Source organism: Sphingopyxis sp. (genome assembly GCF_965227415.1).
Lineage (GTDB): Bacteria > Pseudomonadota > Alphaproteobacteria > Sphingomonadales > Sphingomonadaceae > Sphingopyxis.
In genome coordinates this window covers 703585-726683 of record NZ_OZ245749.1, presented here as the reverse complement: position 1 = coordinate 726683, position 23099 = coordinate 703585, and the positions used below count along the sequence as shown (strand labels likewise).

The 23099-nt window shown below is 63.5% G+C and carries 21 protein-coding genes and 1 tRNA gene; 13 read left to right on the top strand and 9 right to left on the bottom strand.

Features of this window, described 5'->3' with window-relative positions; translation table 11 throughout:
• Window positions 1-33: 33 nt before the first annotated feature.
• Both ACO055_RS03440 and ACO055_RS03435 read left to right on the top strand, forming a co-directional pair.
• Window positions 34-110, top strand: a tRNA-Pro gene (locus ACO055_RS03440).
• A gap of 114 nt (window positions 111-224) precedes the next feature.
• Entirely contained in the window at window positions 225-2078 is a 1854-nt protein-coding gene (locus tag ACO055_RS03435; RefSeq protein WP_422062404.1) for a hypothetical protein, read from the top strand.
• Between the two features lie 63 nt (window positions 2079-2141).
• Here ACO055_RS03435 and ACO055_RS03430 read toward each other — a convergent pair whose 3' ends face one another.
• Together ACO055_RS03430 and ACO055_RS03425 are read right to left on the bottom strand one after the other, a co-directional pair.
• Window positions 2142-2402: a hypothetical protein gene (locus ACO055_RS03430; protein ID WP_422061212.1), complete on the bottom strand. Its 261-nt coding sequence runs from the start codon at window positions 2400-2402 to the stop codon at window positions 2142-2144.
• A 204-nt stretch (window positions 2403-2606) separates the two neighbouring features.
• Window positions 2607-4001, bottom strand: a complete 1395-nt coding sequence (locus ACO055_RS03425) for a M28 family peptidase (protein ID WP_422061211.1) — start codon at window positions 3999-4001, stop codon at window positions 2607-2609.
• 124 nt (window positions 4002-4125) lie between these two features.
• Here ACO055_RS03425 and ettA point away from each other — a divergent pair, with 124 nt between their 5' ends.
• Together ettA and ACO055_RS03415 are read left to right on the top strand one after the other, a co-directional pair.
• On the top strand, window positions 4126-5805 hold the full coding sequence (ettA, locus tag ACO055_RS03420; RefSeq protein WP_422061210.1) for an energy-dependent translational throttle protein EttA: 1680 nt from the start codon (window positions 4126-4128) through the stop codon (window positions 5803-5805).
• A gap of 47 nt (window positions 5806-5852) precedes the next feature.
• Window positions 5853-6257 carry a PaaI family thioesterase gene (locus ACO055_RS03415; protein WP_422061209.1) on the top strand — a complete coding sequence of 135 codons (405 nt, stop codon included), beginning with the start codon at window positions 5853-5855 and terminating at the stop codon, window positions 6255-6257.
• A gap of 57 nt (window positions 6258-6314) precedes the next feature.
• On the opposite strand, the gene ACO055_RS03410 is transcribed toward ACO055_RS03415, so the two are convergent.
• The 4 genes from ACO055_RS03410 to ACO055_RS03395 form a co-directional block, all read right to left on the bottom strand.
• Window positions 6315-7208: an OmpA family protein gene (locus ACO055_RS03410; protein ID WP_422061208.1), complete on the bottom strand. Its 894-nt coding sequence runs from the start codon at window positions 7206-7208 to the stop codon at window positions 6315-6317.
• A gap of 184 nt (window positions 7209-7392) precedes the next feature.
• Window positions 7393-8094: a DUF899 family protein gene (locus ACO055_RS03405; RefSeq protein ID WP_422061207.1), complete on the bottom strand. Its 702-nt coding sequence runs from the start codon at window positions 8092-8094 to the stop codon at window positions 7393-7395.
• A 137-nt stretch (window positions 8095-8231) separates the two neighbouring features.
• Window positions 8232-8810, bottom strand: coding sequence for a hypothetical protein (locus ACO055_RS03400; protein ID WP_422061206.1), 579 nt, complete (start codon window positions 8808-8810; stop codon window positions 8232-8234).
• A gap of 20 nt (window positions 8811-8830) precedes the next feature.
• Window positions 8831-9469, bottom strand: coding sequence for a carbonic anhydrase (locus ACO055_RS03395; RefSeq protein WP_422061205.1), 639 nt, complete (start codon window positions 9467-9469; stop codon window positions 8831-8833).
• A 62-nt stretch (window positions 9470-9531) separates the two neighbouring features.
• Between ACO055_RS03395 and lipA the strand changes: the two genes are divergently transcribed.
• Both lipA and ACO055_RS03385 read left to right on the top strand, forming a co-directional pair.
• Window positions 9532-10464 (top strand): lipoyl synthase, encoded by a 933-nt coding sequence (gene lipA / locus ACO055_RS03390; RefSeq protein ID WP_422061204.1) that lies wholly within the window; start codon window positions 9532-9534, stop codon window positions 10462-10464.
• Between the two features lie 7 nt (window positions 10465-10471).
• Window positions 10472-10951 carry a type II toxin-antitoxin system RatA family toxin gene (locus ACO055_RS03385; RefSeq protein ID WP_422061203.1) on the top strand — a complete coding sequence of 160 codons (480 nt, stop codon included), beginning with the start codon at window positions 10472-10474 and terminating at the stop codon, window positions 10949-10951.
• On the opposite strand, the gene ACO055_RS03380 is transcribed toward ACO055_RS03385, so the two are convergent.
• Window positions 10894-11451 (bottom strand): CinA family protein, encoded by a 558-nt coding sequence (locus ACO055_RS03380; RefSeq protein WP_422061202.1) that lies wholly within the window; start codon window positions 11449-11451, stop codon window positions 10894-10896. The genes ACO055_RS03385 and ACO055_RS03380 overlap by 58 nt on opposite strands.
• 3 nt (window positions 11452-11454) lie before the next feature.
• Window positions 11455-12630, bottom strand: a complete 1176-nt coding sequence (locus tag ACO055_RS03375; protein ID WP_422061201.1) for a bifunctional 2-C-methyl-D-erythritol 4-phosphate cytidylyltransferase/2-C-methyl-D-erythritol 2,4-cyclodiphosphate synthase — start codon at window positions 12628-12630, stop codon at window positions 11455-11457.
• Between the two features lie 96 nt (window positions 12631-12726).
• On the opposite strand from ACO055_RS03375, the gene dusB reads away from it, so the two are divergent.
• From dusB to hflX, 7 genes are all read left to right on the top strand, one after another.
• Window positions 12727-13725 carry a tRNA dihydrouridine synthase DusB gene (dusB, locus tag ACO055_RS03370; RefSeq protein WP_422061200.1) on the top strand — a complete coding sequence of 333 codons (999 nt, stop codon included), beginning with the start codon at window positions 12727-12729 and terminating at the stop codon, window positions 13723-13725.
• On the top strand, window positions 13722-14816 hold the full coding sequence (locus ACO055_RS03365; protein ID WP_422061199.1) for a two-component system sensor histidine kinase NtrB: 1095 nt from the start codon (window positions 13722-13724) through the stop codon (window positions 14814-14816). Before dusB ends, ACO055_RS03365 begins: the two co-directional genes overlap by 4 nt.
• Window positions 14813-16231, top strand: a complete 1419-nt coding sequence (locus ACO055_RS03360) for a sigma 54-interacting transcriptional regulator (RefSeq protein ID WP_422061198.1) — start codon at window positions 14813-14815, stop codon at window positions 16229-16231. The genes ACO055_RS03365 and ACO055_RS03360 overlap by 4 nt, the downstream gene beginning before the upstream one ends.
• An 85-nt stretch (window positions 16232-16316) precedes the next feature.
• Window positions 16317-18608: a sensor histidine kinase gene (locus ACO055_RS03355; RefSeq protein WP_422061197.1), complete on the top strand. Its 2292-nt coding sequence runs from the start codon at window positions 16317-16319 to the stop codon at window positions 18606-18608.
• Complete coding sequence (locus tag ACO055_RS03350; protein WP_422061196.1) at window positions 18598-19977, top strand: sigma-54-dependent transcriptional regulator; 1380 nt, start codon at window positions 18598-18600, stop codon at window positions 19975-19977. Before ACO055_RS03355 ends, ACO055_RS03350 begins: the two co-directional genes overlap by 11 nt.
• A gap of 118 nt (window positions 19978-20095) precedes the next feature.
• Entirely contained in the window at window positions 20096-20599 is a 504-nt protein-coding gene (gene hfq, locus ACO055_RS03345; RefSeq protein ID WP_422061195.1) for an RNA chaperone Hfq, read from the top strand.
• A gap of 8 nt (window positions 20600-20607) precedes the next feature.
• Window positions 20608-21960 carry a GTPase HflX gene (hflX, locus tag ACO055_RS03340; protein WP_422061194.1) on the top strand — a complete coding sequence of 451 codons (1353 nt, stop codon included), beginning with the start codon at window positions 20608-20610 and terminating at the stop codon, window positions 21958-21960.
• Here the strand turns inward: hflX and mazG are convergent.
• Window positions 21938-22726: a nucleoside triphosphate pyrophosphohydrolase gene (gene mazG, locus ACO055_RS03335; protein WP_422061193.1), complete on the bottom strand. Its 789-nt coding sequence runs from the start codon at window positions 22724-22726 to the stop codon at window positions 21938-21940. The genes hflX and mazG overlap by 23 nt on opposite strands.
• Window positions 22727-23099 lie beyond the last annotated feature (373 nt).

The following is a 23099-nucleotide window of genomic DNA, read 5'->3' as shown; positions in this document are numbered from 1 at the left end:
TGTGCCACCGCGCCGTCTAAGGCGCCTGCGGTTCGGGGAGTGGCGCAGCCCGGTAGCGCGCTTGCTTTGGGAGCAAGATGTCGCAGGTTCGAATCCTGTCTCCCCGACCATTTCTACCGAACGATAGGCGCGTTGCGCGGTTTTGCGCCGCCTTAATCACCCTTAACACCCCTCTAAACATTTGTGCTTATAGTCCACGCCAAGGACCAGAGCATTTGAAACGGGTGGGCATCAGACTGAACAAGCTGATCGCGGCGCTTTGCGCGCTGCTTGCGGTGCTGTGCGTGGCGAGCCCGGCCTTTGCCGCGCCCTGTTACTATGCGACGTCGCAGGGCACGACCGGCCCGGCCGACTGGCAGACCTATTGTTGGCTCGACCTCACGACCTATAACGATACGACGGCGCGGACCGCGGGCGGGCAGAATCTCTCTTTCACCTTGCCCGACGGGACGGTGATGAGTTTCAACATGCGCGTGTCGGGCACGGCCGCCGTGTCGGCCACGTCGCCGTCGTGGACGGGCGCTGCAATCGGCAATACCGCATTTCTGGGCATCGCGGGCCGCCCCATCCTTTATCAGACCGCTGCCGGCACCACGACGATTCAGATCACCGGCATCACGCTGACGCCGCCATCGTCGGGAACGGTCAGCGCCTATATGTTCGTCGGTGCCGACGGCGAATCCTCGAACGGCGGCGAGACGCTGCGGTTCCAGACCAACGGCGGCAATTGGCAATTGCTCGACACCGCGGGCCCGATCAGCGGCTCGACCTATCCGACCGCCACCGGGGCGGGGACCAACAGCTTCAACGTGACGGGGGCCGACGGCAATGTTGGCGCCTATATCGTCGGATCGGTTTCGCCGACGCAGGTGACGACGACGCTTGTCGGCGGCGGGCTGCAGGGGACGATGTTCGCGGTCCGCTTTGCTTCGATCCGCCTCAACACCCAGATTTCGGGCGCGCGCCTGAACGCCGCCGACCAGTTCACTTTCTCGATCAACGCCACGAGCGGCGGCGCCACGCTGGCTTCGGGAACGTCGAGCGGAACCGGGCTGGGACCCTTTGCCGCCGCAGCGCTGTCGAGCACAGCGGCGATTCCGCTCACGCTCAACCAGTCGATGGCGGCGGGCAGCACCAGCGCGCTCGCCAAATACCGGTCCTCGCTCACGTGTATCAACAGCACCGCGTCGGCGACGGTGATGCCGACCAACGTCATCACGACATCGTATAATTTCGGCTCGCTGCTTTTCGGCGACGCGGTGCAATGCACCTTTACCGAGACTCCGTTTCCACACCTGACGCTGACCAAAGCGCTGGGTAGTGGCGGACGGCAGTTTGCGGGCGACCAGTTCGCAATGAATATCAACCAGGGCGCAACGGTCGTTGCAACGACGACGACGACCGGCACCGGGACGACGGTGACCAACGCCGCGACGCCGCAGACGCAGGTCGTGGCAGGCACAGCCTACACGCTGGGGGAAGCGGCCAGTGGGACGACCGATCTGGGTCAATACACATCGGCGATGCTGTGCACCAACGCCGCCACGTCCTCGACGGTGCTTCCGACAGCGGCGGGCGGGGGCGTGACGCCCCAGATGGGCGACGTCGTCAGTTGTATCATTACCAACACCAAGCGCGCGGCGAACGCGACGCTAGGAATGGCGAAGACATCGGTGCTGGTATCCGATCCGGTCAATGGAACGACCAATCCGAAAGCGATCCCCGGCGCGATCGTCCGCTACAGCTTTCAGGTGCAGAACAGCGGCCCGGCCGCGGTCGATAACAACACGCTGCTGATCGTCGATACGCTGCCGTTGCAGATCATTGTCGGCAGCGCCGCGGCGCCGGTCTTTACGCAAGGATCGCCGACAAGCGGGCTGACGTTCAACAGCGCGACCGACGTCCGCTATTCCAATTCGGCGACCAAGCCCGCGACCTTTGCCGCCTGCGGCTATACGCCGGTCGCGGCCTATGATCCGGCGGTCAAATTCATCTGCCTGCGCCCGCAAGGCGCGATGGCGGGATCGACGGGGACGCCGACCGGCTTCACGATCAGCATCCAGGGTCAGCTGAACTAGGGACACCGCGCCCAAAGAAAAAGGCGGCCTTCCCGAAGGAAGACCGCCCGTTTCTCGTTTCAGTCATGCCCCGAGGGGCTGTGACTTACTTCTTGGCTTCAGCCGGAGCAGCAGCCTTGGCGTCTGCGGCCGGAGCGGCAGCAGCGTCAGCGGCCGGAGCAGCAGCGGCGTCAGCGGCCGGAGCAGCAGCTTCGGCGCCAGCAGCGGCAGCGTCGGCACCAGCGGCAGCGGCGTCGGCGCCAGCAGCAGCGGCGTCGGCGCCTTCTTCTGCAACAGCTTCGGCAGCCGGAGCGTCGGTGGTGGCTTCTTCAGCAGCCTTTTCACCGCAAGCGGCGAGGGCGAACATGCTGGCAGCAACAGCGATAGCAGCAAACTTCTTCATGATGTGTGGGCTCCCTAAAATGCCTTAACGCGTCGGGGAACTTTCCCGTACCGCGAGCCGCGGGATTTAGCCGTTCCGCGTGAATCGTCAACAAAAATAATTGAGATGGCCAGCGCTGGCGGAAATCTGTCATTTCTTCGTCATACTTACGGAAGTTCGTCATCCGTGCTGTTGGCAAGAATCGCCAGAGTCGCGGCCCAAACGGTCACATTTTGCCGCAATTGCATGGGGTCGATCTTGTCGAGCGTGTCGTCGGGCGTGTGGTGGACATCGAAATAACGTGTCCCGTCCTGCTGCAAATCGATTGCGGGAACGCCCGCCTGGACGAGCGCACCGATGTCGGCGCCGCCGCCGGCGGGCTGCTTGCCGCGCACGACGCCGAACGGCATCACCGCGGCAGCGATCCGGTCGGCGACGGGTTTGGCGCTGTCGGGAAGTTTGAAGTCGATCCGCCAGACGCGGTCGGCGCCGAAATCCGACTCCAGCGCGGCGGCATGCTTCTCTTTTCCGTGCGTCTCGAAATAGGCCTTGCCGCCGAACACCCCGACTTCTTCGGCACCGGCCCACAGGATGCGGATCGTGCGGCGTGGCGTGGCGGCTTTCATCACATGCCCGGCAGCGGCGGTGATGATGCCACAGCCCGCCGCGTCATCGATCGCGCCGGTGCCAAGATCCCAGCTGTCGAGATGGCAGGCGACGATAATGGGACTGGCGGCTGGGTCGCTGCCCGGAACTTCGGCGATGACATTGCCCGAATGCTTGGTGCCGAGATTCTGCGGCGTCAGGACGAGCTTCATGTGGAGCGGTTCGGGCTGCGTGACAGCGACCGCCCGCTTCCACTGACGGGCCAGTTGATCGGCATCGGGGTTCGAGATTGCTCCCGCAGGGATCGGCTTGACGCCCGGATCGAAATTGGTGACGCCGGTGTGCGGGTTGCGGTGCGCATCGGTGCCGATACTCCGAATGACGATCGCGATCGCGCCCTTTTTCGCCGCAACATTGGGACCAGTGAAGCGGCCACGGCCATAATAGCCATAGCCGCTGCCGTCCTGCGCTGCTTTCATCTGGTTGTCGATGAAGACGATCTTGCCCTTTACCTTGGCGTCCGATGCGCCGGCGAGAGCGTCGAAGCTTTCGAAATAGGCAATGTCGCCTTCGATCCCCTTGGACCCGGTCGAGGCGGAATTGCCGAGCGCGGTGACCGCCAGTTTCTGCGGCTGGAACGGGCCGGTGAGCCAGGCCTGTTCTTCACCGCGCACCCAGACGGGCAGGTCGAACTGCTCTTCGCGCACATTGGCGAAGCCCAGCGCCTGCAAACGTGCAATGGCCCAGCGTCGCGCCGCGGCTTCGGCTTCGGTCCCGGCCATGCGCGGCCCGATCTCGGTCGTCAGGTCTTCAACGATCGACCATGCGGGGTCCGCGCCATGCTGCGCCAGATCGACGGCGCTTTCGGGAGCGGCGTCCGAAGCTGAGGCGTGGGTCGCGGCGAGACAGAGAGCAGCGATCCCGACAAAGCGGGCAGGGGCAGGAAAGTTTTTCATGGCCGCTTTCCTAGCGCGGCTTCCGCCGCTCGCAAGCGCCGATTGCCAACCCCGCGCCCATTCGCTAACCGGCGCGCAACTCTCCCGGCCGCGCTCGCGGCCCAGCCCCTACCGGAGCATATCCATGGCCGCCCAATATAGTTTCGTGATGAAGGGTCTGAACAAGACCTATCCCGGCGCGCAAAAGCCGACGCTCAAGGACCTGAGCCTGCAATTCTACCCCGATGCCAAGATCGGCATCGTCGGTCCGAACGGCACGGGTAAATCGACGCTGATGAAGATCATGGCCGGCATCGACACCGAATTCACCGGCGAAGCCTGGCCGGGCGAGGGGATCACCGTCGGCTATCTGGCGCAGGAGCCCGAGCTCGATCCGACCAAGACGGTCAAGGAAAACGTCATGGACGGCGTTCGCGGCGTCGCCGACATGATGGAGCGCTTCAACGAGATCAGCACCCTGATGGCCGATCCGCCCGCCGACGCCGATTTCGACGCGCTGATGGAAGAAATGGGCACGCTGCAGGAAAAGATCGATGCGGTCGACGGCTGGACGCTCGACAACCAGCTCGAAATCGCGATGGAAGCGCTGCGCTGTCCGCCGGGTGATTCCGGCGTCCAAAGCCTTTCCGGCGGCGAAAAGCGCCGCATCGCGCTCACGCGCTTGCTGCTCGAAAAGCCCTCGATCCTGCTGCTCGACGAACCGACGAACCATCTGGATGCAGAAAGCGTCGCGTGGCTCGAAAAGCATCTCGTCGACTATCCGGGCAACGTCATCCTCGTCACGCACGATCGCTACTTCCTCGACAATGTCGTGAACTGGATCCTCGAACTCGATCGTGGCCGCTATTTTGTCTACGAAGGCAATTATTCCACCTATCTGGAAAAGAAGGGCAAGCGCCTCGAGCAGGAATCGCGCGAGGATGCTGGTCGCCAGAAAGCGATCAAGGACGAGCTCGACTGGATTCGTCAGTCGCCGAAAGCCCGACAGGCCAAATCGAAAGCGCGTATCAAGAGCTTTGACCAGCTGGTCGAAGCGCAGGAAAAGCGCATCCCCGGCAAGGCGCAGATCGTCATTCAGGTTCCGCAACGGCTCGGCGGCAAGGTCATCGAGGTCGAGAATATCTCGAAAGCCTATGGCGACAAATTGCTGTTCGAGGACCTGAGCTTCTCGCTCCCGCCCGGCGGCATCGTCGGCGTCATCGGCCCCAACGGCGCCGGCAAGTCGACCCTGTTCAAGCTGATCACGGGGCAGGAGACGCCCGACAATGGCAAGGTCGTCATTGGCGACACCGTCCATCTGGGCTTCGTCGATCAGAGCCGCGACGACCTGAACCCCGACAACAATGTCTGGCAGGAAATCTCCGGCGGCGCCGAAATCATGAATATCGGCAAGCACGAGATGCAGACGCGCGCCTATGTCGGCGCCTTCAATTTCAAGGGCGTCGATCAGCAGAAGAAGGTTGGGCAGCTTTCGGGCGGTGAGCGCAACCGCGTTCATATGGCGAAAATGCTGAAACAGGGTGGCAATGTGCTGCTGCTCGACGAACCGACCAACGATCTCGACACCGAAACGCTCGCGGCGCTCGAAGAAGCGCTGGAGAATTTCGCGGGCTGCGCGGTGGTCATCAGCCATGACCGCTTCTTCCTCGATCGCCTCGCCACGCATATCCTCGCGTTCGAGGGCGACAGCCATGTCGAATGGTTCGAAGGAAACTTCGAATCCTATGAAGAGGACAAGATCCGCCGCTTCGGCGACGATGCGACGCGCCCGCATGCGACGTCGTACAAGAAACTGACGCGCTGAATTCGATGGCGGGGGAGGCACCTCCGATATCGTCGGGCGCCGTCCGCATGGATGCGGACGCGCTCAACGACTTTCTGGAGCAGGCTTTCCCGCACGCCGAACCCGGCTCGCGTGGCTATGTCGTCTCCGTCGCGCCCGGCCATGTGCAGGCGCGCATGGACCCCGGCGATAAAGCGCTGCGCCCGGGCGGGCTGATTTCGGGGCCGACGCAGATGGGGTTTGCCGACATGGTGGCCTATGCCCTGGTGCTGGCGCATATCGGCCCGGTCGCGATGGCGGTGACGAGCGCGCTCAATTATCAGTTTCTGCGGCCGTGCCGGCCGGGTTCGCTGACCGCCGACGCGCATATGCTCCGCCTCGGCAAGCGGCTTGCGGTGATGGACGTCCGCATTTGGACGGACGATGCGGACAAGCCGGTCGGGCAGGCGAATGTGACCTACGCCATCCCTTGACCGATCGGGCGTTTCAACGCCGAGAGTCCGGGGTGGGCAGAACCCACCCCGAGCCTCTTACAGTCCGTCCAGGCCCTTGCTGACCAGGATATTCACCGCCACGCGGCGATTCCGCGCCTTGCCTTCGGGTGTGCTGTTGTCCGCTGCCGGGTCGGCTTCGGCCATTCCGGTGGGGGTCAGCATACGATAAGGCTTCCAGCCGCAGGCCTGCTGCAGATAGTTGACGACGCGGCTGGCGCGCTTTTCGCTCAGTTCCTGGTTGAACTCGTCGCTTCCCGTCGAATCGGTGTAGCCGACGACCAGCAACAGCGCGTTGTCCATCCCCTCGGCTGCGCTTGCCGCAGTGCAAAGGTCGCCCTTCGCCTGTTCGGAAAGGACCGCCTTGCCCGTGTCGAAATTCACGTTCGTCGTGCTTTTGACATTATACTGGTCGATATCGCTGACGCGGCTGCGCAGCGCTTCGGTAGCGGCCGTCTGTTCGGCAAAGCGCTGGTCGGTGCCGTTGCGGATCATGTTCGCGGTGCGGAGGTCCTTGTTCTTGAGAACCACCTGGCTTGCCACCAGGCCGCCGTCCCACTGCCGCGTTTCGACCGTCACCGGCAGTCCGTTGAGCAGCGATGCCGCAGCGAGTTTGTTGCTGTTGAGACCCAGGAATCCACCGCTGCCCTTGATCCGGGTCGCATCGAGGATCGAGATGATCGTGTTGTTGCCGTCGGCGGTCGTGACTTGCATCTTGTCGCCGCTGCGCGCCGAGATGATGCCTTCGACCTTGGGACCTTCGGCCATCTTCGTCAGGTCGGGCGGGGGCGTGCCATATACGGTCGCCATCACCTCGCCGCCGGTGTCCTGACCCGTCGTTTCCTGCTCCTGCGCGGCAAGGCTGACAGTCGCGGTTCCGGCCAGCATCGCCAGCATCAACAGCATTCTTGGACTTTTGGAAACGGCACCCATTCGAGACTCCTTCAATATATGATCTACAGGGTCCCGCAAATTCACTGACCCCTTCACGCAAATGGACTCTCGATACGGTGCAAGGTTGCGCAGGTCGTCGAGTGTAATGCACGGCGCGCCGACAAAATGGCGTGTTGAAGGGCAATCTTAAGGGTTTTGGAACGGGCGCGGCCGCTTGGGCCCCTCAATATTCCAGCGACGGATACCAGTCGGTCCCGCGCCCATCGGGGGTCAGGTCAAGGATGCTCCACAAGGACGCGATATCGGGCGCGTCGCGAGCATCCTGGCCCGGATCGGCCATCCCTGCCGCCATCTCGCTCTTCCAGAACAGCCGAATGCCGCTGTCATTGCGCTTGAAAACGACGAGCGCAGGATTCTCGCTGCCGTCTGCGTTGAGCAGGTTGAAGTCCTTTGCATAGTCGTCGCCGACCGTCTGGACGAAATCCAGCGCCTGCCAGCCACGCTCCTGTGCGAACGCCTTTTGCCGTTCGACGGCGCTCCGCCCGAAAATCTTGAGCGCGACGCGCTGTTTGATGTCGGTGCCATTGCCGTTCACCGCGCCCAACCAGTTGGTGCACATCGGGCAGGGGCGTTCGCGGCCGGGGCCGTACATCCAGAAATAGCTGACGAGGGTGTCATGATCGCCGAACAGGTCGGCGAGCCCGAGTTCGGCGCCGTTCGCGTCCTTGTATCGATAATCCTTCATCAGCGGCCCCGGCGGCAGCGCGCGGCGCTGCTCGGCAACGCGGCCTATCTTGCGGCGAAGATCGATTTCCTCGGCGAGCAACGATTTGCGCGCCTTGGCATAATTTTCGTCTTCGCCAGGAAATGCGCGCCGCCGCGACGCGAGCGCCGGGGCGGCGAGTAATTGTTGGCGAAGCGCCATGGATGTCTCCCTGATTGCGACCTGCGATTGCTTTGGCATCGCGTCGCGGCAGGGTAAAATCGGCTGCCCGCAGTTGGCGGGCGTTCCGCCGCCAAATGCCCCGAAAGGGCGACGAAAGGGAGAGGATTGCGATCGGATCAGGTCGGCGGGACCTCCCACAGGATCAGCGCGGTCGCGTTGACATTTTCGCGCGCCTTGGCGGCGTCGAGGCGGGACAGCTTCACGCTGCCCTTGAGCGCGCCCATTTCGATCATGGCGTCGACGACGACAACGCCGCCAGCCCCGACGTCGATGTCCATCTCCGCAGCGTTGGCCAGCTTTGCTTTTGCCGTACCGACCTGGAGGCGGTGCGTGCCCGGCTCGACCTCGGCCATCAGCATCTGGCCGGACTTGATCTGACCTTGCGCGGTTCCGTCGAGCGTCACGTTCATGCCCTGCAGCGCGGCCACGAAGCCGCGGCGGGTGATATAGATGCGTCCCTTGCCCTCGGGCGCGCGCATCGTGCGCGCGTCAGCCAGTGTTGCACTATCGGCTTTCTTGCCGCTTTTGTTGCTGGAGAGCGCCCAGATGCAGAAGGCGACGACGCCGATCAGAAAGAGCGGCGCAAGGATCAGCATCGTGCCTTCGCCGAGCAGATTGCCGAGCGACGGTCCCAGAAAAGCCCCGATGATGGCGGCGACGAAGATGATCGTCAGCCACATAGCATTCTTGCTCATGTCGTCCTCCCTGTTCGGCCTCAGGCCGGCGCAAAATCTCCCGTCGCGTCGTCCAATATGTGCAGAACGCCGTCGCTGATCGCGAAGAACGCACCGCGCAAGGTCAGGCTTCCGCGCTTTTCCTTCTCCTGGATACAAGGAAAAGTACGCAGATTGGCGATGCTCACGCGCACCGCCGCCATTTCCATCGCGCGGCCAGCTTCGCGATTGTCGAAATCGGGATAGTCGGCGCGCACATCGTCGCTTGCGTCGTCGAGCATCGCAATCCAGTCGGCGATAAAGCCGCCACGCCCGGGCTCGGCGCCCTCCATCGTCCGGTGCAGCGCCGCGTGGCAGCCGCCGCAAAGGCCATGGCCCATCACGACGATTTCCTCGACCTTCAGAAACTGCACCGCGAATTCCAGCGCGGCCGACACGCCGTGGCGGCCCGGCGTCGTCTCGAACGGCGGTACCAGTGCGGCGACATTGCGCACGACGAAAATCTCACCCGGATTGGTGTCGAAGATCTGCGAAGGTTCGGACCGGCTGTCCGAACAGGCGATCACCATCACCTTAGGCGATTGGCCTTCGGCAAGCTGTTCCCAGCGTTCGCGTTGTTCCTGCCAGCCGCCGCTACGGAAACGGCGATAGCCATCGATCATATCTGCAAAGCGAGTCATGGATGCGCCTTAGCATAGGTAGAGAGGTTGAGAAGAGGCGCGCGCACGACTATGTGGGCGACATGAACGCTCCCGCACAACCGCCCCAGCCTTCGCAGCGCGTCCGCAAACCCGACTGGATCCGCGTCAAAGCGCCGACCAGCCCCGGCTATGCCGAGACCAAGCGGCTGATGCGCGACCTCAATCTGCACACGGTTTGCGAGGAAGCGGCCTGCCCGAATATCGGCGAATGCTGGACGAAAAAGCATGCGACGGTGATGATCCTCGGCGACACCTGCACGCGCGCCTGCGCCTTCTGCAACGTCAAGACCGGCATGCCGCGCCCCGTCGACCTGCTCGAGCCCGAACATACGGCGATCGCTGCGGCGAAGATGGGGCTGACCCATATCGTGATCACCTCGGTCGATCGCGACGATCTGCCCGACGGCGGCGCAAGCCAGTTCGTGAAGGTGATCGAGGCGCTGCGCCGCGAAACGCCGCAGACGACGATCGAAATCCTGACCCCCGATTTTCGCAACAAGCCCGAAAGCGCGGTCGCGGCGATCGTCGACGCGCGGCCCGACGTCTATAACCATAATCTCGAGACTGTGCCGCGGCTCTATCCGACGATCCGTCCGGGCGCTCGCTATTATGCGTCGCTGCGCCTGCTCGAAAGCGTCAAGCGCCGCGATCCGTCGATCTTCACCAAGTCCGGGATCATGCTCGGCCTTGGCGAGGAGCGGATGGAGGTCCATCAGGTGATGGACGACATGCGCAGCGCCGACATCGATTTCATGACGATGGGGCAGTATCTGCAACCGACGCCGAAGCATACGAAGGTCATCGACTTCGTGACGCCACAGGCGTTCGACGCCTATGCACAGATCGCGCGCGCCAAGGGCTTCCTTCAGGTCGCTTCGTCGCCGCTGACGCGGTCGAGCTATCATGCCGGCGATGATTTCGAGCGGATGCGTGCCGCGCGCGAGGCGCAGCTGGCGCGCGTCAAGGCGGACTGACCAGCCTTTGCCCCGGCACCACGAAACGCGCGAATTGCCGTATTGCGCCGAACAGATGTTCGCGCTCGTCACCGACATCGCGCGCTATCCCGAATTCCTGCCGTGGGTGATCGCGCTCCGCGTCCGCAGCGACAGCGAGCATGAGGCGGTCGCCGACATGATCGTCGGCTTCAAGGGCCTCCGCGAAAGCTTTTCGTGCCGCGTCCACAAGGAGCGGGCGCGCGCCGTCACGGTCAGTTACATCGACGGCCCGATGAAGCATTTGAGCAATGAATGGCATTTCGCTCCGATCGAAAGCGGAGGCTGCCGGGTCGATTTCATGGTGGATTTCGCATTCCGCAGCCGGGTGTTCGAAACGCTCGCAGGGCAGATGTTCGACAAGGCGCTGCGCAAGATGATCGCGGCTTTCGAAACCCGCGCGGGCGAACTTTACGGCGCTGGCAGTGCAACATCTTCCGACGGCCGCAGCGCGTCCTTGTCAGGCTGAAGCAGCTCAAGCGCGAACAAGGTTGCCGCGTGGCGGATCGCACCGCGGTCCTTTGAATCGAACTGGACTCTCTGGGTGAAATAATCGTCGGGGTTCTGCCCCCGCAAGGCGCGCGCGAAGACGACCTGGCCGACCGGCTTCTTCTCGGACCCGCCGCCCGGACCCGCGATGCCAGTGATCGCAACGGCGACGTCGGCGTCGCTGTTCGTCAGCGCGCCCGCCGCCATCGCCCATGCGGTGGCCAGCGAGACTTCGCCAAAGGTTTCCAGGATTTCGCTGCTGACGTCGAGCTGCGACTGCTTGGCGTGTCCGGAGTAGGTGATGAAACCCGCCGAAAAGACGTCCGAGCTGCCCGCGATATCGGTCAGGGCGACCGATACCATCCCGCCGGTGCAGCTTTCGGCGACCGCCAGCTTGCGCCCCGCAGCACGGTTGTTGGCAAGGACGATCGTGGCAAGATCGTCGCGCGCAGCGAGGCGCGTGTCATCGGCAGACTGCAAGGTTCAATTCTCCGGAAGCGAAAGCGCAGCGATGGCTTGGGCAGCGATCCCCTCGCGGCGGCCAGTGAACCCCAGCCGCTCGGTCGTCGTGGCTTTCACACTAACGTGACCAACCGGAATCGCAAGGATTTCAGCGATGCGCGCGCGGATTGCCGAGCGATGCGGGCCAATTTTCGGCGCCTCGGCGATGATCGTCAGGTCGACATGGCCGATATGCCCGCCGCGCGCCGATACACGCTCGCCCGCAAAGGCCAGGAAGCGGTGCGATGCTGCACCGCGCCACTGCGGATCGCTGGGCGGAAAATGGTCGCCGATATCGCCTTCGGCGAGCGCGCCGAGGATCGCATCGGTCAACGCATGGAGCGCGACATCGGCATCGCTATGACCTTCAAGTCCATGACTATGTGTGATTTCTATCCCGCCTATCCACAGCGCCTTGTCCGCAACCAGGCGGTGAACATCATATCCCATGCCGACCGCGGTTCGCATATTTGCCGTTCCCAAAAGCCCCGAAAGGATCGCCATATCCTCGGCATATGTCAGTTTGTGGAGCCGCGCATCGCCCGGCACCGTCGCGACCGCGATGCCCAGCCGGCGCACAAGCTGCGCGTCATCGGTCGCCGCGGCTTCGATTGCTTCCGCATGCGCGAGGCGCAACGTTCCCAGGCGAAAGGCTTGCGGGGTCTGAACGCGCGCTAGGATGCTGCGGTCAACGACGTCGCCGGCTTCGGACGCCGTCTGTTCGACCAGCGTGTCGGGAACGGGCAGGGTCGGGATCGCCGCGTCCGCGCTTTGCAGCGCGGCGAGCAGGCGATCGATTACCTCGGCGGTCACGCCGGGACGCGCTGCGTCATGGATCAGGATCGACGCCTCGTCATCCCAGTCCGCGAGCGCGGCAAGCGCATTGCCGACCGATTGCTGGCGTTCGGCGCCAGGATCAGCAGCAATCCAGGCTTCGGGCAGGGGATTGACGGCTGCCATGACGTCACTGTTGGCGACGAGCACGCCGCCGTCGATCGCCGGGTGCGCCGCAAAGGCATCGATGCTCCACTGCAGGACCGGCTTTCCGCCCAGCATCTCGACCTGCTTTGGCTGATCGAAACCCGCGCGCGTGCCGCGGCCGCCGGCAAGCAGTACCGCCGCCACGCGCGGTACGGGAAAAGAAGAGGACTCGGTCATCTGCCGCGCCGGTTAGCGCAGCCGCGACTTGCGGGAAAGCGGCTTAGCGTGTACGGGCTGCTCAAATTTTAGGCAGATTGACGAAAGCTCCCCGCCATGGCGCCGCTCCGGCCCATTCAGATCGGCAACATCATAATCGCGGATCCCGTGATCCTCGCGCCGATGACGGGCGTCTCCGACCTGCCGTTCCGCAAGCTCGTGCGCCGCTATGGATCGGGGCTCAACGTCACCGAGATGATCGCGAGCCAGGCTGCGATCCGCGAAACTCGGCAGTCGGTCCAGAAAGCCGCATGGGACCCGATCGAAGAGCCTGTGTCGATGCAGCTCGTCGGCTGCACGCCCTATGAAATGGGCGAGGCGGCCAAGCTGAACGAGGATCGCGGCGCGGCGATCATCGACATCAACATGGGTTGTCCGGTGCGCAAAGTCACCAACGGCGATGCGGGATCGGCGCTGATGCGCGATCTGAAGCTCGCAGGCGCGCTGATCGAATCCTGCGTCAAGGCGGTGCAGGTGCCCGTTACGGTCAAGATGCGCATGGGCTGGGACCATGACAGCCTGAACGCGCCCGAGCTCGCGCATATCGCGGAAGATCTGGGCGCGAAGCTCGTGACCGTCCACGGGCGCACGCGCAATCAGATGTATCGCGGCGAGGCTGACTGGGGTTTCGTCCGTACCGTCAAGGACGCGGTTTCCATCCCCGTCATCGTCAATGGCGACATCTGTTCGGCCGACGATGCGAAGACGGCGCTGGCACAGAGCGGCGCCGATGGCGTGATGATCGGCCGCGGCGCCTATGGCCGCCCCTGGCTGCTCGGTCAGGTCATGGCGGCGCTCCGCGGCGAGGCCGAGCGGCCCGACCCCGGCATCGACGAGCAATATGACATTATTACAACGCATTATCGCGCGATGATCGAGCATTATGGCGAGGTGACGGGCGTTAACATGGCGCGCAAGCATTTGGGCTGGTACGTCAAGGGGCTGCACGGATCGGCCGACTTCCGAAACAAGGTCAACCAGATACCCGACAGCCGCGGCGTCCTTGACGCCCTCGAACAATTTTACGGGCCGTATCTGAGCAAGGCCGCCGCGTGAGTGCGCTGACGTCGAGCATCCCGACGTTCGATCATGACGAAATTATCCAGTCGCATCCTATCGCCACCTTGCTGATCGACAAGGGCGGCGTGATCCTGTTCGTCAATGCCGCCGCCGAGCAGCTGTGCAATATCGGCCGCGCGGCAATGGTCGGGCGCGTCGTCTATGACGTGATCGGGATGGATCGCAGCTATCGCCAGCGGATGAATGACCCCGCGACGTCGGCGCTGTTCGCGCACCGCGCCGAAATCTCGATCGGCGGCCGCAAATCGGCGTTCGTCGATATGCAGATGGTTCCTTATGGCCGCAGCGGCCATCGGATCCTGACCCTGGTCCCGTCGCAGAGCGATGCCGAGTTGATGGGCGGCGCGATCGGCCGGTCGGGTCGTGCGGCGGGGGCGGCGGCGTCGATGCTCGCGCACGAGATCAAGAATCCGCTCGCGGGGATCAAGGGCGCGGCGCAGCTCCTTGCGCGCAAGACCGACGTCAGCGGCGAGCGCTTCACGACGCTGATCTGTACCGAGGTCGACCGGATCACGACGCTGATCGACCAGATGGAGCATTTTTCGCGCGGTCAGCCGATCGCCTGTTCGCCGATCAACCTGTACCAGCCGATCCATCAGGCGATGGAGACGGCGCGCGCGCGTCAGTTTCCCGGCATCCGCTTTGCCGAAGATTTCGACCCGTCGTTGCCGATGGTCCATGGCAATCACGACGCGGTTGTTCAGATACTTTTGAACCTGATTACAAATGGCTGTGAGGCAATGGGCGGTCGCGACGACGGCGTGATACGGATCGCCACCGCCTATCGGCACGGCCTTTCGATCGACAATGGCGACGGCCGCGGCCGCATTGCGTTGCCGATCGAGTTCAGCGTCAGCGACAATGGCCCGGGCGTTCCCGCTGATATTCGCGGCGACCTGTTCGATCCCTTCGTGACGACCAAGCGCGAGGGAAGGGGGCTGGGCCTTGCCCTCGTCGCCAAGCTCGCACGCGACATGGGCGGCACGGTGCAGCATATTCGCGACGCCGAATGGACGCGCTTTCGCGTCCATCTTCCGGCAGCGCCGAAAAAGGGGCGCGGCGGATGAGCAACGGCAAGACGATCCTGCTGGTCGAGGATGATCCCGCGATCGCACTGATCATTCGCGAAACATTGACCGGCGAATGCGGATCCTTCGCTTCGGTCGGCAGCGTCGGCGAGCGTAATGCCTGGCTGGCCGACAATCGGCCCGACCTCATCATCACCGATGTGGTGTTGCCCGACGGCGACGGGATCGACTCGCTGCCCGGCGCGGGCGTCGATCCCGCCACGCCGGTCATCGTGCTCTCGGCTCAGAACACGCTCGACACGGCGGTGCGCGCGACGGGAATCGGCAGTTACGACTATCTGCCCAAACCCTTCGACCTGGAGGAGTTGACGGCAAGCGTTCGCGCGGCGCTCGATCGGAGCACCCAGCCCGCGGCCAGAGCCGACGCGGCGCAAACCGACAGCCATGGGCTCGTTGGGCGGGCGCCGGCGATGCAGGCGGTCTATCGCACCATCGCGCGCCTTGCGACCAACGACCTGGCGGTGCTGATCCTGGGGGAATCGGGCACGGGCAAGGAGGTCGTCGCGCGCGCGATCCATGCAACAGGGCTGCGTCGCGCGGGGCCGTTCGTCGCGATCAACATGGCCGCGATTCCCCGCGAACTGATCGAGGCCGAGCTGTTCGGGCATGAAAAGGGCGCGTTCACGGGTGCGCACAGCCGCAATGCCGGGCGGTTCGAGCAGGCCGCCAGCGGCACGCTTTTTCTCGATGAAATCGGCGACATGCCGCTCGAAGCCCAGACGCGCCTGCTGCGCGTGCTGCAAAGCAACGAATATTCGACGGTCGGCGGCAGCCAGGCGCTCCGCGCCGACGTGCGCGTCGTCGCCGCGACGCACCGCGACATGCGAACGCTGGTTGCCGACGGGCGCTTTCGCGAGGATCTTTTCTACCGGCTCAACGTCATCCCGGTCACCTTGCCGCCGCTCCGTGACAGGCGCAGCGACATTGCAACGCTGGTGCGGCACTTCGTCGACGCAGGGCGCCATTCGGGGCTTCCCGACCGGCAGTTTTCCTCGGCGGCGATGCAGATTCTGGAGCGGCACGATTGGCCGGGCAATGTCCGCGAACTCGGCAATGTCGTCCAGCGGCTGGCCGTCCTGTCGCGCGACACCACGGTAGCGGTGCGCGACGTCGAGTCGGTGCTCCACGAAAGCGGCGAGGGTGTGACGATCGCGGCGCCGGCCGATCTGATCGCGCGTGCGGTCGATGACTGGGCGCGGGAAAAGCTGGCCGGCGCAGAGGATGACGGCGAAATCCACGAACAGTTGGAAGCGATCGTCGAGGCCGCGCTGCTCCGGCGCACTCTGCGCGAAGTACGCGGGAACCAGCTCGATGCCGCCAGACGTCTGGGCATCAATCGCAACACGTTGCGCAAACGCCTCGGCCAGCTGGATATCGACCCCGCGCACCCCTGACGGCCGACCGGAAAAGCGGTCGGATCGGCGCTGAGACGCACATTGTGTGTTTTCTATGCAACAGGTTTGTCGTAACGCAGCCACAATGGAGCCTGTCGCTTCCTCTGACCCCAAAGATGATTCCGGCGATCAGGCCGCGCGTCCTGGCGGCTGGCATTTTGCGGCCCCCGAATATTACACCCTTGCGATCATCGTCAGCGTCGCGATCGCCACCTATATTTTCGTGACCGGCGATGCGCAGAGCGAGCGTTTGCTGACACCTGCGCTGGTCGCGACGATCATGGTTGCCAATCTTGTGCCCGCCATGGCGCTGATCGTGCTGGTGGGCAGCCGCGTCGCGCGGACACGCGCGGTTCGCTCGATGGCTGGGGGCAGCGGCCGCCTCCACGTCCGGCTCGTCGCGCTTTTTTCGCTGATCGCGGCAGCGCCGACATTGCTCGTCGTGATATTCGCGTCGTTGCTGTTCCAGTTCGGCGTCAATTTCTGGTATTCGGACCGCTCGCGCGGGATGTTCGAAAACGCCGCGAGCATGGCGCAGGCTTTTTACGAGGACAGCCAGAAGTCGGTCGGCGCAAACACGACGGCAATGGCGAAAGATCTGAGCTATTATCTTTCGCGTTATCCGATCGACAGCGTGCCGTTCCAGAATGCCTATGGGCAACAAGTCGTGCTTCGCGAACTGAACGAGTCCGCGATTATCGAGATTGGAGCCGATGGCATCGCGCGCACGCCCGTGATGGTCGATCCCGATAATCGTGCGGCCGAGGCGCGAATTTCGCCCGAGACCGTTGCAAGACTCAATCGCGGCGAACCGGTCGTGGTCCTGCAGAAATCGGATCGGATCGAAGCGGCGGCACGACTTCCCGACCGGCCGACCGTCTATGTTTATGCGTCGCGCGACGCGAACATCCTGGGCATGGAGCAGTTCAACCGCGCGCGGAGCGTATTGGCCGACTACAATGCGTTGTTCGAACGATCGCAGCAACTCCAGCTCCAATTCAACGGCGCGCTTTACCTCGGGTCGCTGTTGCTGCTCGCGCTCGCTGTTATCGCCGCCATCGTCGTGGCCGACCGGATCGTGCGGCCTCTGGGAACGTTGATTGGCGCAACGCGCACCGCGGCGGGCGGCGATTTGTCGGTGCGTGTCACGCCGCCGGCGCGCGACGACGAGATTTCGGTGCTGACGCGCGCCTTCAACCGCATGACCGAACAGCTGGAAGGACAGACCGGCGCGCTCGTCAGCGTGAATGCGCAGCTCGAAACGCGCCGCAGCTTTATCGAAGCGGTGCTCAGCGGCGTGTCGTCGGCCGTCGTATCGGTCGACGCCGATCACCGCATCTTGCTCGTCAATGCGGCTGCCGAGCGGCTGGTCAAGCAGAGCGCGCAGGATTTGACCGGACAGCCGCTTGCCGAGGTTGCGCCCGAACTCGCGCGTTTGCTGACGGGCGACGAACGCGAGGGGATCGTGCAACTCGTACGGCGCGAGGCCGAACCGGCGACGCTTGCCGCAAAGGCCGTGGCGCAGGGCGATGGTTTTGTGTTGAGTTTCGAGGATATCACGCAGCAACTGCTCGACCAGCGCCGCGCCGCCTGGTCCGACGTCGCGCGGCGCATTGCGCACGAAATCAAGAATCCGTTGACCCCGATCCAGCTCGCTGCGGAGCGATTGCAACGCCGCTTTGGCGAGAAGGTGGGGGGCGACGAGGCTACGTTCCGTCGGCTGACCGACACGATCATTCGCCAGGTCCACGACATGCGGCGGATGGTCGACGAATTTTCCAGCTTTGCGCGCATGCCCAAACCGACCTTCGGGGTCGAGGACGTCCGCGATATCCTGCGCCAGACGGTGTTCCTGTTCGAGGTCGCAAAACCCGACATCGCGTTTACGGTCAAGACGCCGAACGAGATCGAGCCGCTTGTCTGCGACCGCCGGCTCCTGTCGCAGGCACTGACAAATATCGTGAAAAACGCCGTCGAAGCGATCGAGGAACGGCCGAACAATCCGGACACGCCGCCGATCGGACATATTCGCGCCGAACTGATTATCGGTGCCGACGACGGGGTTGCGATCCGGATCAATGACGACGGAATCGGCCTTCCCGAAGCGCGCGACGCCATCGCCGAACCCTATATGACGACGCGGCAAGGCGGCACCGGCCTTGGCCTCGCGATCGTCAAGAAGATCGTCGAACAGCATTATGGCGAACTCGACTTTTGCGACAATCCCGAAGGGCAGGGGACATGCGTCACGTTGACGCTGCATCCAGAACGACTGCGGTCGCTGGCGGGCAAGGGCGGGGAGTTGGTAACAGGGCAGATTGAATCGGTGCCGGGGCGCATCAGGAACCGGCAGGACAGAGAAGAATATGGCGCTTGATATTTTGATCGTCGACGACGAGCGCGACATTTGCGAGTTGGTCGCCGGCGTCATGGAAGACGAAGGCTATGAGGCGCGTACCGCGTCGAACAGCGACGCCGCGCTCGAGGCTATTCGCCAGCGGCGCCCGTCGCTCGCACTGATCGACGTCTGGTTGCAGGGATCGCGCCTCGACGGGTTGGGGCTGGTCGAGGCGATCAAGGCGTTCGATCCGACGTTGCCGATCATCGTGATTTCGGGACATGGCGGGCTCGATACCGCGGTGGCGGCGATCCGCCGCGGCGCGTTCGACTTCATAGAAAAGCCGTTCGAAGCCGAACGGCTGCTGCATCTGGTTGCGCGCGCGACGGAGAATGAGCGGCTGAAGTTCGAATATGAGCAGCTCCGGGAAAAGGCCGGGCCATCGGACGAGCTGACCGGCACCAGCGCGGCGATCAACAACGTCCGCGCGACGTTGAAACGCGTTGCCAGCACGGGAAGTCGCGTGCTGATCACGGGCGCGCCGGGTGTGGGGAAAGAAGTCGCTGCCCGCGTGCTGCACGGCTGGAGTGGGCGGCAGAATGCGCCGTTCCGTGTCATTTCCTCGGCGCGCATGGATCCCGAAACGGTTGAGACCGAACTTTTCGGTTCCGAAGCCGAGGACGGCTCGATCCGCGTCGGTCTGCTCGAACAGGCGCACGGCGGAACCTTGTTCCTCGACGAGGTGGGCGACATGCCGATCACGACGCAGGGCAAGATCTTGCGCGTACTGACCGATCAGAGCTTCACGCGCGTCGGCGGGCGCACGATGATCCGCGTCGATGTTCGCATTATTTCGGGCTCGGCGCGTGATCTGATGGCCGAAATCGCCGAGAGCCGCTTTCGCGAAGATCTCTATTACCGGCTCAACGTCGTACCGGTGCATATTCCGCCGCTGCGCGAACGCCGCGACGATATCGCCAGCCTTTGTGACCATTTTGTCCGGCGTTACGCCGCCGACCGTCGTGTCCCGCCGCCCGAGATCAGCTCGGAGGCGATGGCAGCCCTCCAGGCCCACGACTGGCCGGGCAATGTTCGCGAGCTGCGCAACGTGATCGAGCGGGTGATGATCCTTGCGCCGAGCGACCGGCTGGCGCGCATCGATGCCGACATGCTGCCGTCCGAGCTCGTCCGCGGCGGCACCGACATTTTGCCGAACACCGAATCGATCACGGCCATTCCGCTGAAAGAGGCGCGCGAGAACTTCGAGCGCGAATATCTGCGCATCCAGATCAACCGGTTTTCGGGCAATATCTCGCGCACCGCAACCTTCATCGGGATGGAGCGTTCGGCGCTGCATCGGAAGCTCAAGCTGCTTGGACTAACGGAAAATTCCGACAGCGAAGCGTGACGGCTTTAAACTAGACCTCATCGGTTCTTTGCCGCATATTGCGTTTGCGAAGAAGGTCTTGAACGCCGGAAAACCGGTGATGTACCCGCGGTTCTACCGCCAAAAACAGGAGGCAAATGTGTCCGATAAAAACCAGAATCTCCAGGATTTGTTTCTCAACGCCCTGCGCCGCAGCAAGACGCCGGTGACGATGTTCCTCGTCAAGGGCGTAAAACTGCAAGGCATCATCACCTGGTTCGACAATTTCTCGCTGCTGCTCCGCCGCGATGGCCAGTCACAGCTCGTCTATAAACATGCCATCTCGACCGTGATGCCGTCGCACGATTTCGATCTGGGTGCGCTTGGCACCGATATCCGCGAAGCACCGGCGAGCAAGGGCAAGGCGCTGCAGGACGTATTCCTGAACGCGGTACGCAAGTCGGACGAATCGGTGACGATGTTTCTCGTCAACGGGGTGATGTTGCAGGGCGACATCGTGGCGTTCGACCTGTTCTGCATGCTGCTCGAGCGTGAGCGGCAGGTTCAGCTTGTTTACAAGCACGCAATTTCGACGGTCCAGCCGAACGGCCCGATCAACCTGACCGATAGCGGCGAAGAGGACGGCGAAGCCGGCGACGCCTGATTGACCCTATGAACGAGAATGAAGGTGAAGTGACGCGCGGCGCGGCCGCGTTACTGATCGTGCCCGAATGGTACGGCCAGCGGCTGTCGCGCGACCTCGACGCGCGTGCCGAGGAAGCAAAGGGGCTGGCGATCGCGATCGGGCTCGAAGTCGTTGCCGTTCATCCGCTTCGCCTGCGTCAGACGCGTGCCGCGACGCTGATCGGCGTGGGGCAGATCGAGGCAATCAAACCCGATATCGCGATGGAGGGCGTGCAACTCGTTGTCGTCGACGCCGCGCTGACCGCAATCCAACAGCGCAACCTCGAAACCGAGTTCGGCACCAAGGTGATCGACCGCACCGGGCTGATCCTTGAAATCTTCGGCGAGCGCGCCGCAACCGCCGAAGGGCGGCTGCAAGTCGAACTCGCGCATCTCGATTATCAGGCCGGGCGGCTCGTGCGCAGCTGGACCCACCTGGAACGCCAGCGCGGCGGCTTCGGATTTCTCGGCGGTCCCGGCGAAACGCAGATCGAGGCCGACCGCCGCATGATCCGCAACCGCATGGCGCGGATCCGCAAACAGCTGGAAGACGCGCGCCGTACCAGGCAATTGCAGCGCGCAAAGCGCCAGCGCGCACCGTGGCCGGTGGTGGCGTTGGTTGGTTATACGAACGCCGGAAAATCGACGTTTTTCAATCGCCTGACGGGGAGCGACGTCATGGCGGAAGATATGCTGTTCGCGACGCTCGACCCGACGATGCGCGAAATCCGCCTCCCGGGCATCGACAAGGCGATCTTGTCCGACACCGTCGGTTTCGTGTCGGACCTGCCGACCGAGCTCGTTGCGGCTTTCCGTGCCACGCTCGAGGAAGTCACCACCGCCGACCTGATCGTCCATGTCCGCGACATCGTCCATCCCGACAGCGATGCGCAATATGACGATGTTCGTGCAATCCTCGACTCGCTGGGCGTCAACGGCCCGCAGGATGACGGCAATCCCAGGGAAGGGGACGAAGTCGTCGAGGTGATCCCGCAGATTGAAATCTGGAACAAGATCGATACCGCCGACGCCGATACGCGGGCGCGGATCGAGGAGATGGCGGCGCGCCGTCCCGACGTCGCGCTGATCTCGGCGGTGACGGGTGAGGGCGTCGAGACGGCGCGGACGCTCATGGCGTCACAATTGACCGCGCTGCATCAGGTGGAACATATCTTCCTGACCTTTGACCAGGGTGAGGCGATGGCATGGCTGCACGCGCGCGGCGAGGTGCTGTCGGACCAGGCCGAGGGCGAGGGGCATCTTCTGACGGTCCGGCTCGATCCTGCAGACAGAGCGCGTTTCGAGCGGCTGTGGCCGGTCAGGGGCGCTCCGACGCCTTGACCGCCTGCCAATGCGCTTCGAGCGTATCGAGCGGCAGGTTGGCCATATCGGAACCCGCGCGCTCTTCGACGCCATGGAAACGGCGCGCAAACTTGTCGTTGGCGGAACGAAGCGCGTTTTCGGCATCGACACCCAGATGGCGTGCATAGTTGACGACCGCGAACAGCAGGTCGCCGATTTCTTCGGCGCGCGCCGCTTCGCTGGGTGCGGTCACGACTTCGGCGAGTTCTTCGGCGATTTTCGCGCGCGGCCCGTCGGCATCGGGCCAGTCGAAACCCACGCGGGCGGCGCGGCCTTGGAGTTTCTGCGCGCGCAGCAAGGCCGGCAGCGACAGCGCAACGCCGTCGAGTGCGCTGGCGGGGCCATCGGACGCCCGTTCGGCCGCCTTGATCGTTTCCCATTGGCCACGCACGTCATCGGTCTTGGCGTCACCGAAAATATGCGGATGGCGGCGCTCCATCTTGTCGCTGATCGCGGTTGCGACATCGTCGAAGCCGAACAAGCCCTGGTCCGTCGCGATCTGGCTGTGAAAAACCACCTGGAGCAACAAATCGCCAAGCTCGTCGCAGATCGCCTTGGGGTCGCCGCCGGCGATGGCGTCGGCGACTTCATAGGCTTCTTCGATCGTGTATGGCGCGATCGTCGAGAAATCCTGCGCGAGATCCCATTCGCAGCCGCCGTCAGGATTGCGCAGCTTTGCCATGACGCCAAGCAGGCGATCGATAGGGGTGAGGCGGCTGGTGGGTGGCGGCAGGTTTTCGGCCATCTTTGTTAAACCCACTTTGAAAAGAGACTCTTTTGAGCACGTTTGAAATGAGACTCTGCGCTGTCGACATCAACGCTACCTTCGCTGAGAGCTGGGGCAGCGTGTAGCCTTAGGCATAGCGCAACGCTGGCCCAGCTCAAGGGAAGACGTGTTGACCGGAAACGAAAAGGACCCGCTGCGAAGGCAGCGGGCCCGGTCACTTATTACGGGATCTTCGTTCTGAGCCGGATTATTCCGGGAGGCGCCTAACGGTGAGCCGACGGATTCCTGCAAACACCTCCATGGCGCCATTTAGTCGTACTTCGACAACAACTTTGGGGTCGATTGGTTCTTGGCCCTTCGGCGGAATTTCGATCAGATATTCGGCGCCGCC

What these genes read in the sequence shown, in the direction of transcription:
- ACO055_RS03425 (WP_422061211.1), bottom strand. Translation starts at nt 4,001, where the DNA reads ATGAAAAACTTTCCTGCCCCTGCCCGCTTTGTCGGGATCGCTGCTCTC.
- ettA (WP_422061210.1), top strand. Translation starts at nt 4,126, where the DNA reads ATGGCCGCCCAATATAGTTTCGTGATGAAGGGTCTGAACAAGACCTAT.
- ACO055_RS03415 (WP_422061209.1), top strand. Translation starts at nt 5,853, where the DNA reads ATGGATGCGGACGCGCTCAACGACTTTCTGGAGCAGGCTTTCCCGCAC.
- ACO055_RS03410 (WP_422061208.1), bottom strand. Translation starts at nt 7,208, where the DNA reads ATGGGTGCCGTTTCCAAAAGTCCAAGAATGCTGTTGATGCTGGCGATG.
- ACO055_RS03405 (WP_422061207.1), bottom strand. Translation starts at nt 8,094, where the DNA reads ATGGCGCTTCGCCAACAATTACTCGCCGCCCCGGCGCTCGCGTCGCGG.
- ACO055_RS03400 (WP_422061206.1), bottom strand. Translation starts at nt 8,810, where the DNA reads ATGAGCAAGAATGCTATGTGGCTGACGATCATCTTCGTCGCCGCCATC.
- ACO055_RS03395 (WP_422061205.1), bottom strand. Translation starts at nt 9,469, where the DNA reads ATGACTCGCTTTGCAGATATGATCGATGGCTATCGCCGTTTCCGTAGC.
- lipA (WP_422061204.1), top strand. Translation starts at nt 9,532, where the DNA reads ATGAACGCTCCCGCACAACCGCCCCAGCCTTCGCAGCGCGTCCGCAAA.
- ACO055_RS03375 (WP_422061201.1), bottom strand. Translation starts at nt 12,630, where the DNA reads ATGACCGAGTCCTCTTCTTTTCCCGTACCGCGCGTGGCGGCGGTACTG.
- dusB (WP_422061200.1), top strand. Translation starts at nt 12,727, where the DNA reads ATGGCGCCGCTCCGGCCCATTCAGATCGGCAACATCATAATCGCGGAT.
- ACO055_RS03360 (WP_422061198.1), top strand. Translation starts at nt 14,813, where the DNA reads ATGAGCAACGGCAAGACGATCCTGCTGGTCGAGGATGATCCCGCGATC.
- ACO055_RS03355 (WP_422061197.1), top strand. Translation starts at nt 16,317, where the DNA reads ATGGAGCCTGTCGCTTCCTCTGACCCCAAAGATGATTCCGGCGATCAG.
- ACO055_RS03350 (WP_422061196.1), top strand. Translation starts at nt 18,598, where the DNA reads ATGGCGCTTGATATTTTGATCGTCGACGACGAGCGCGACATTTGCGAG.
- hflX (WP_422061194.1), top strand. Translation starts at nt 20,608, where the DNA reads ATGAACGAGAATGAAGGTGAAGTGACGCGCGGCGCGGCCGCGTTACTG.
- mazG (WP_422061193.1), bottom strand. Translation starts at nt 22,726, where the DNA reads ATGGCCGAAAACCTGCCGCCACCCACCAGCCGCCTCACCCCTATCGAT.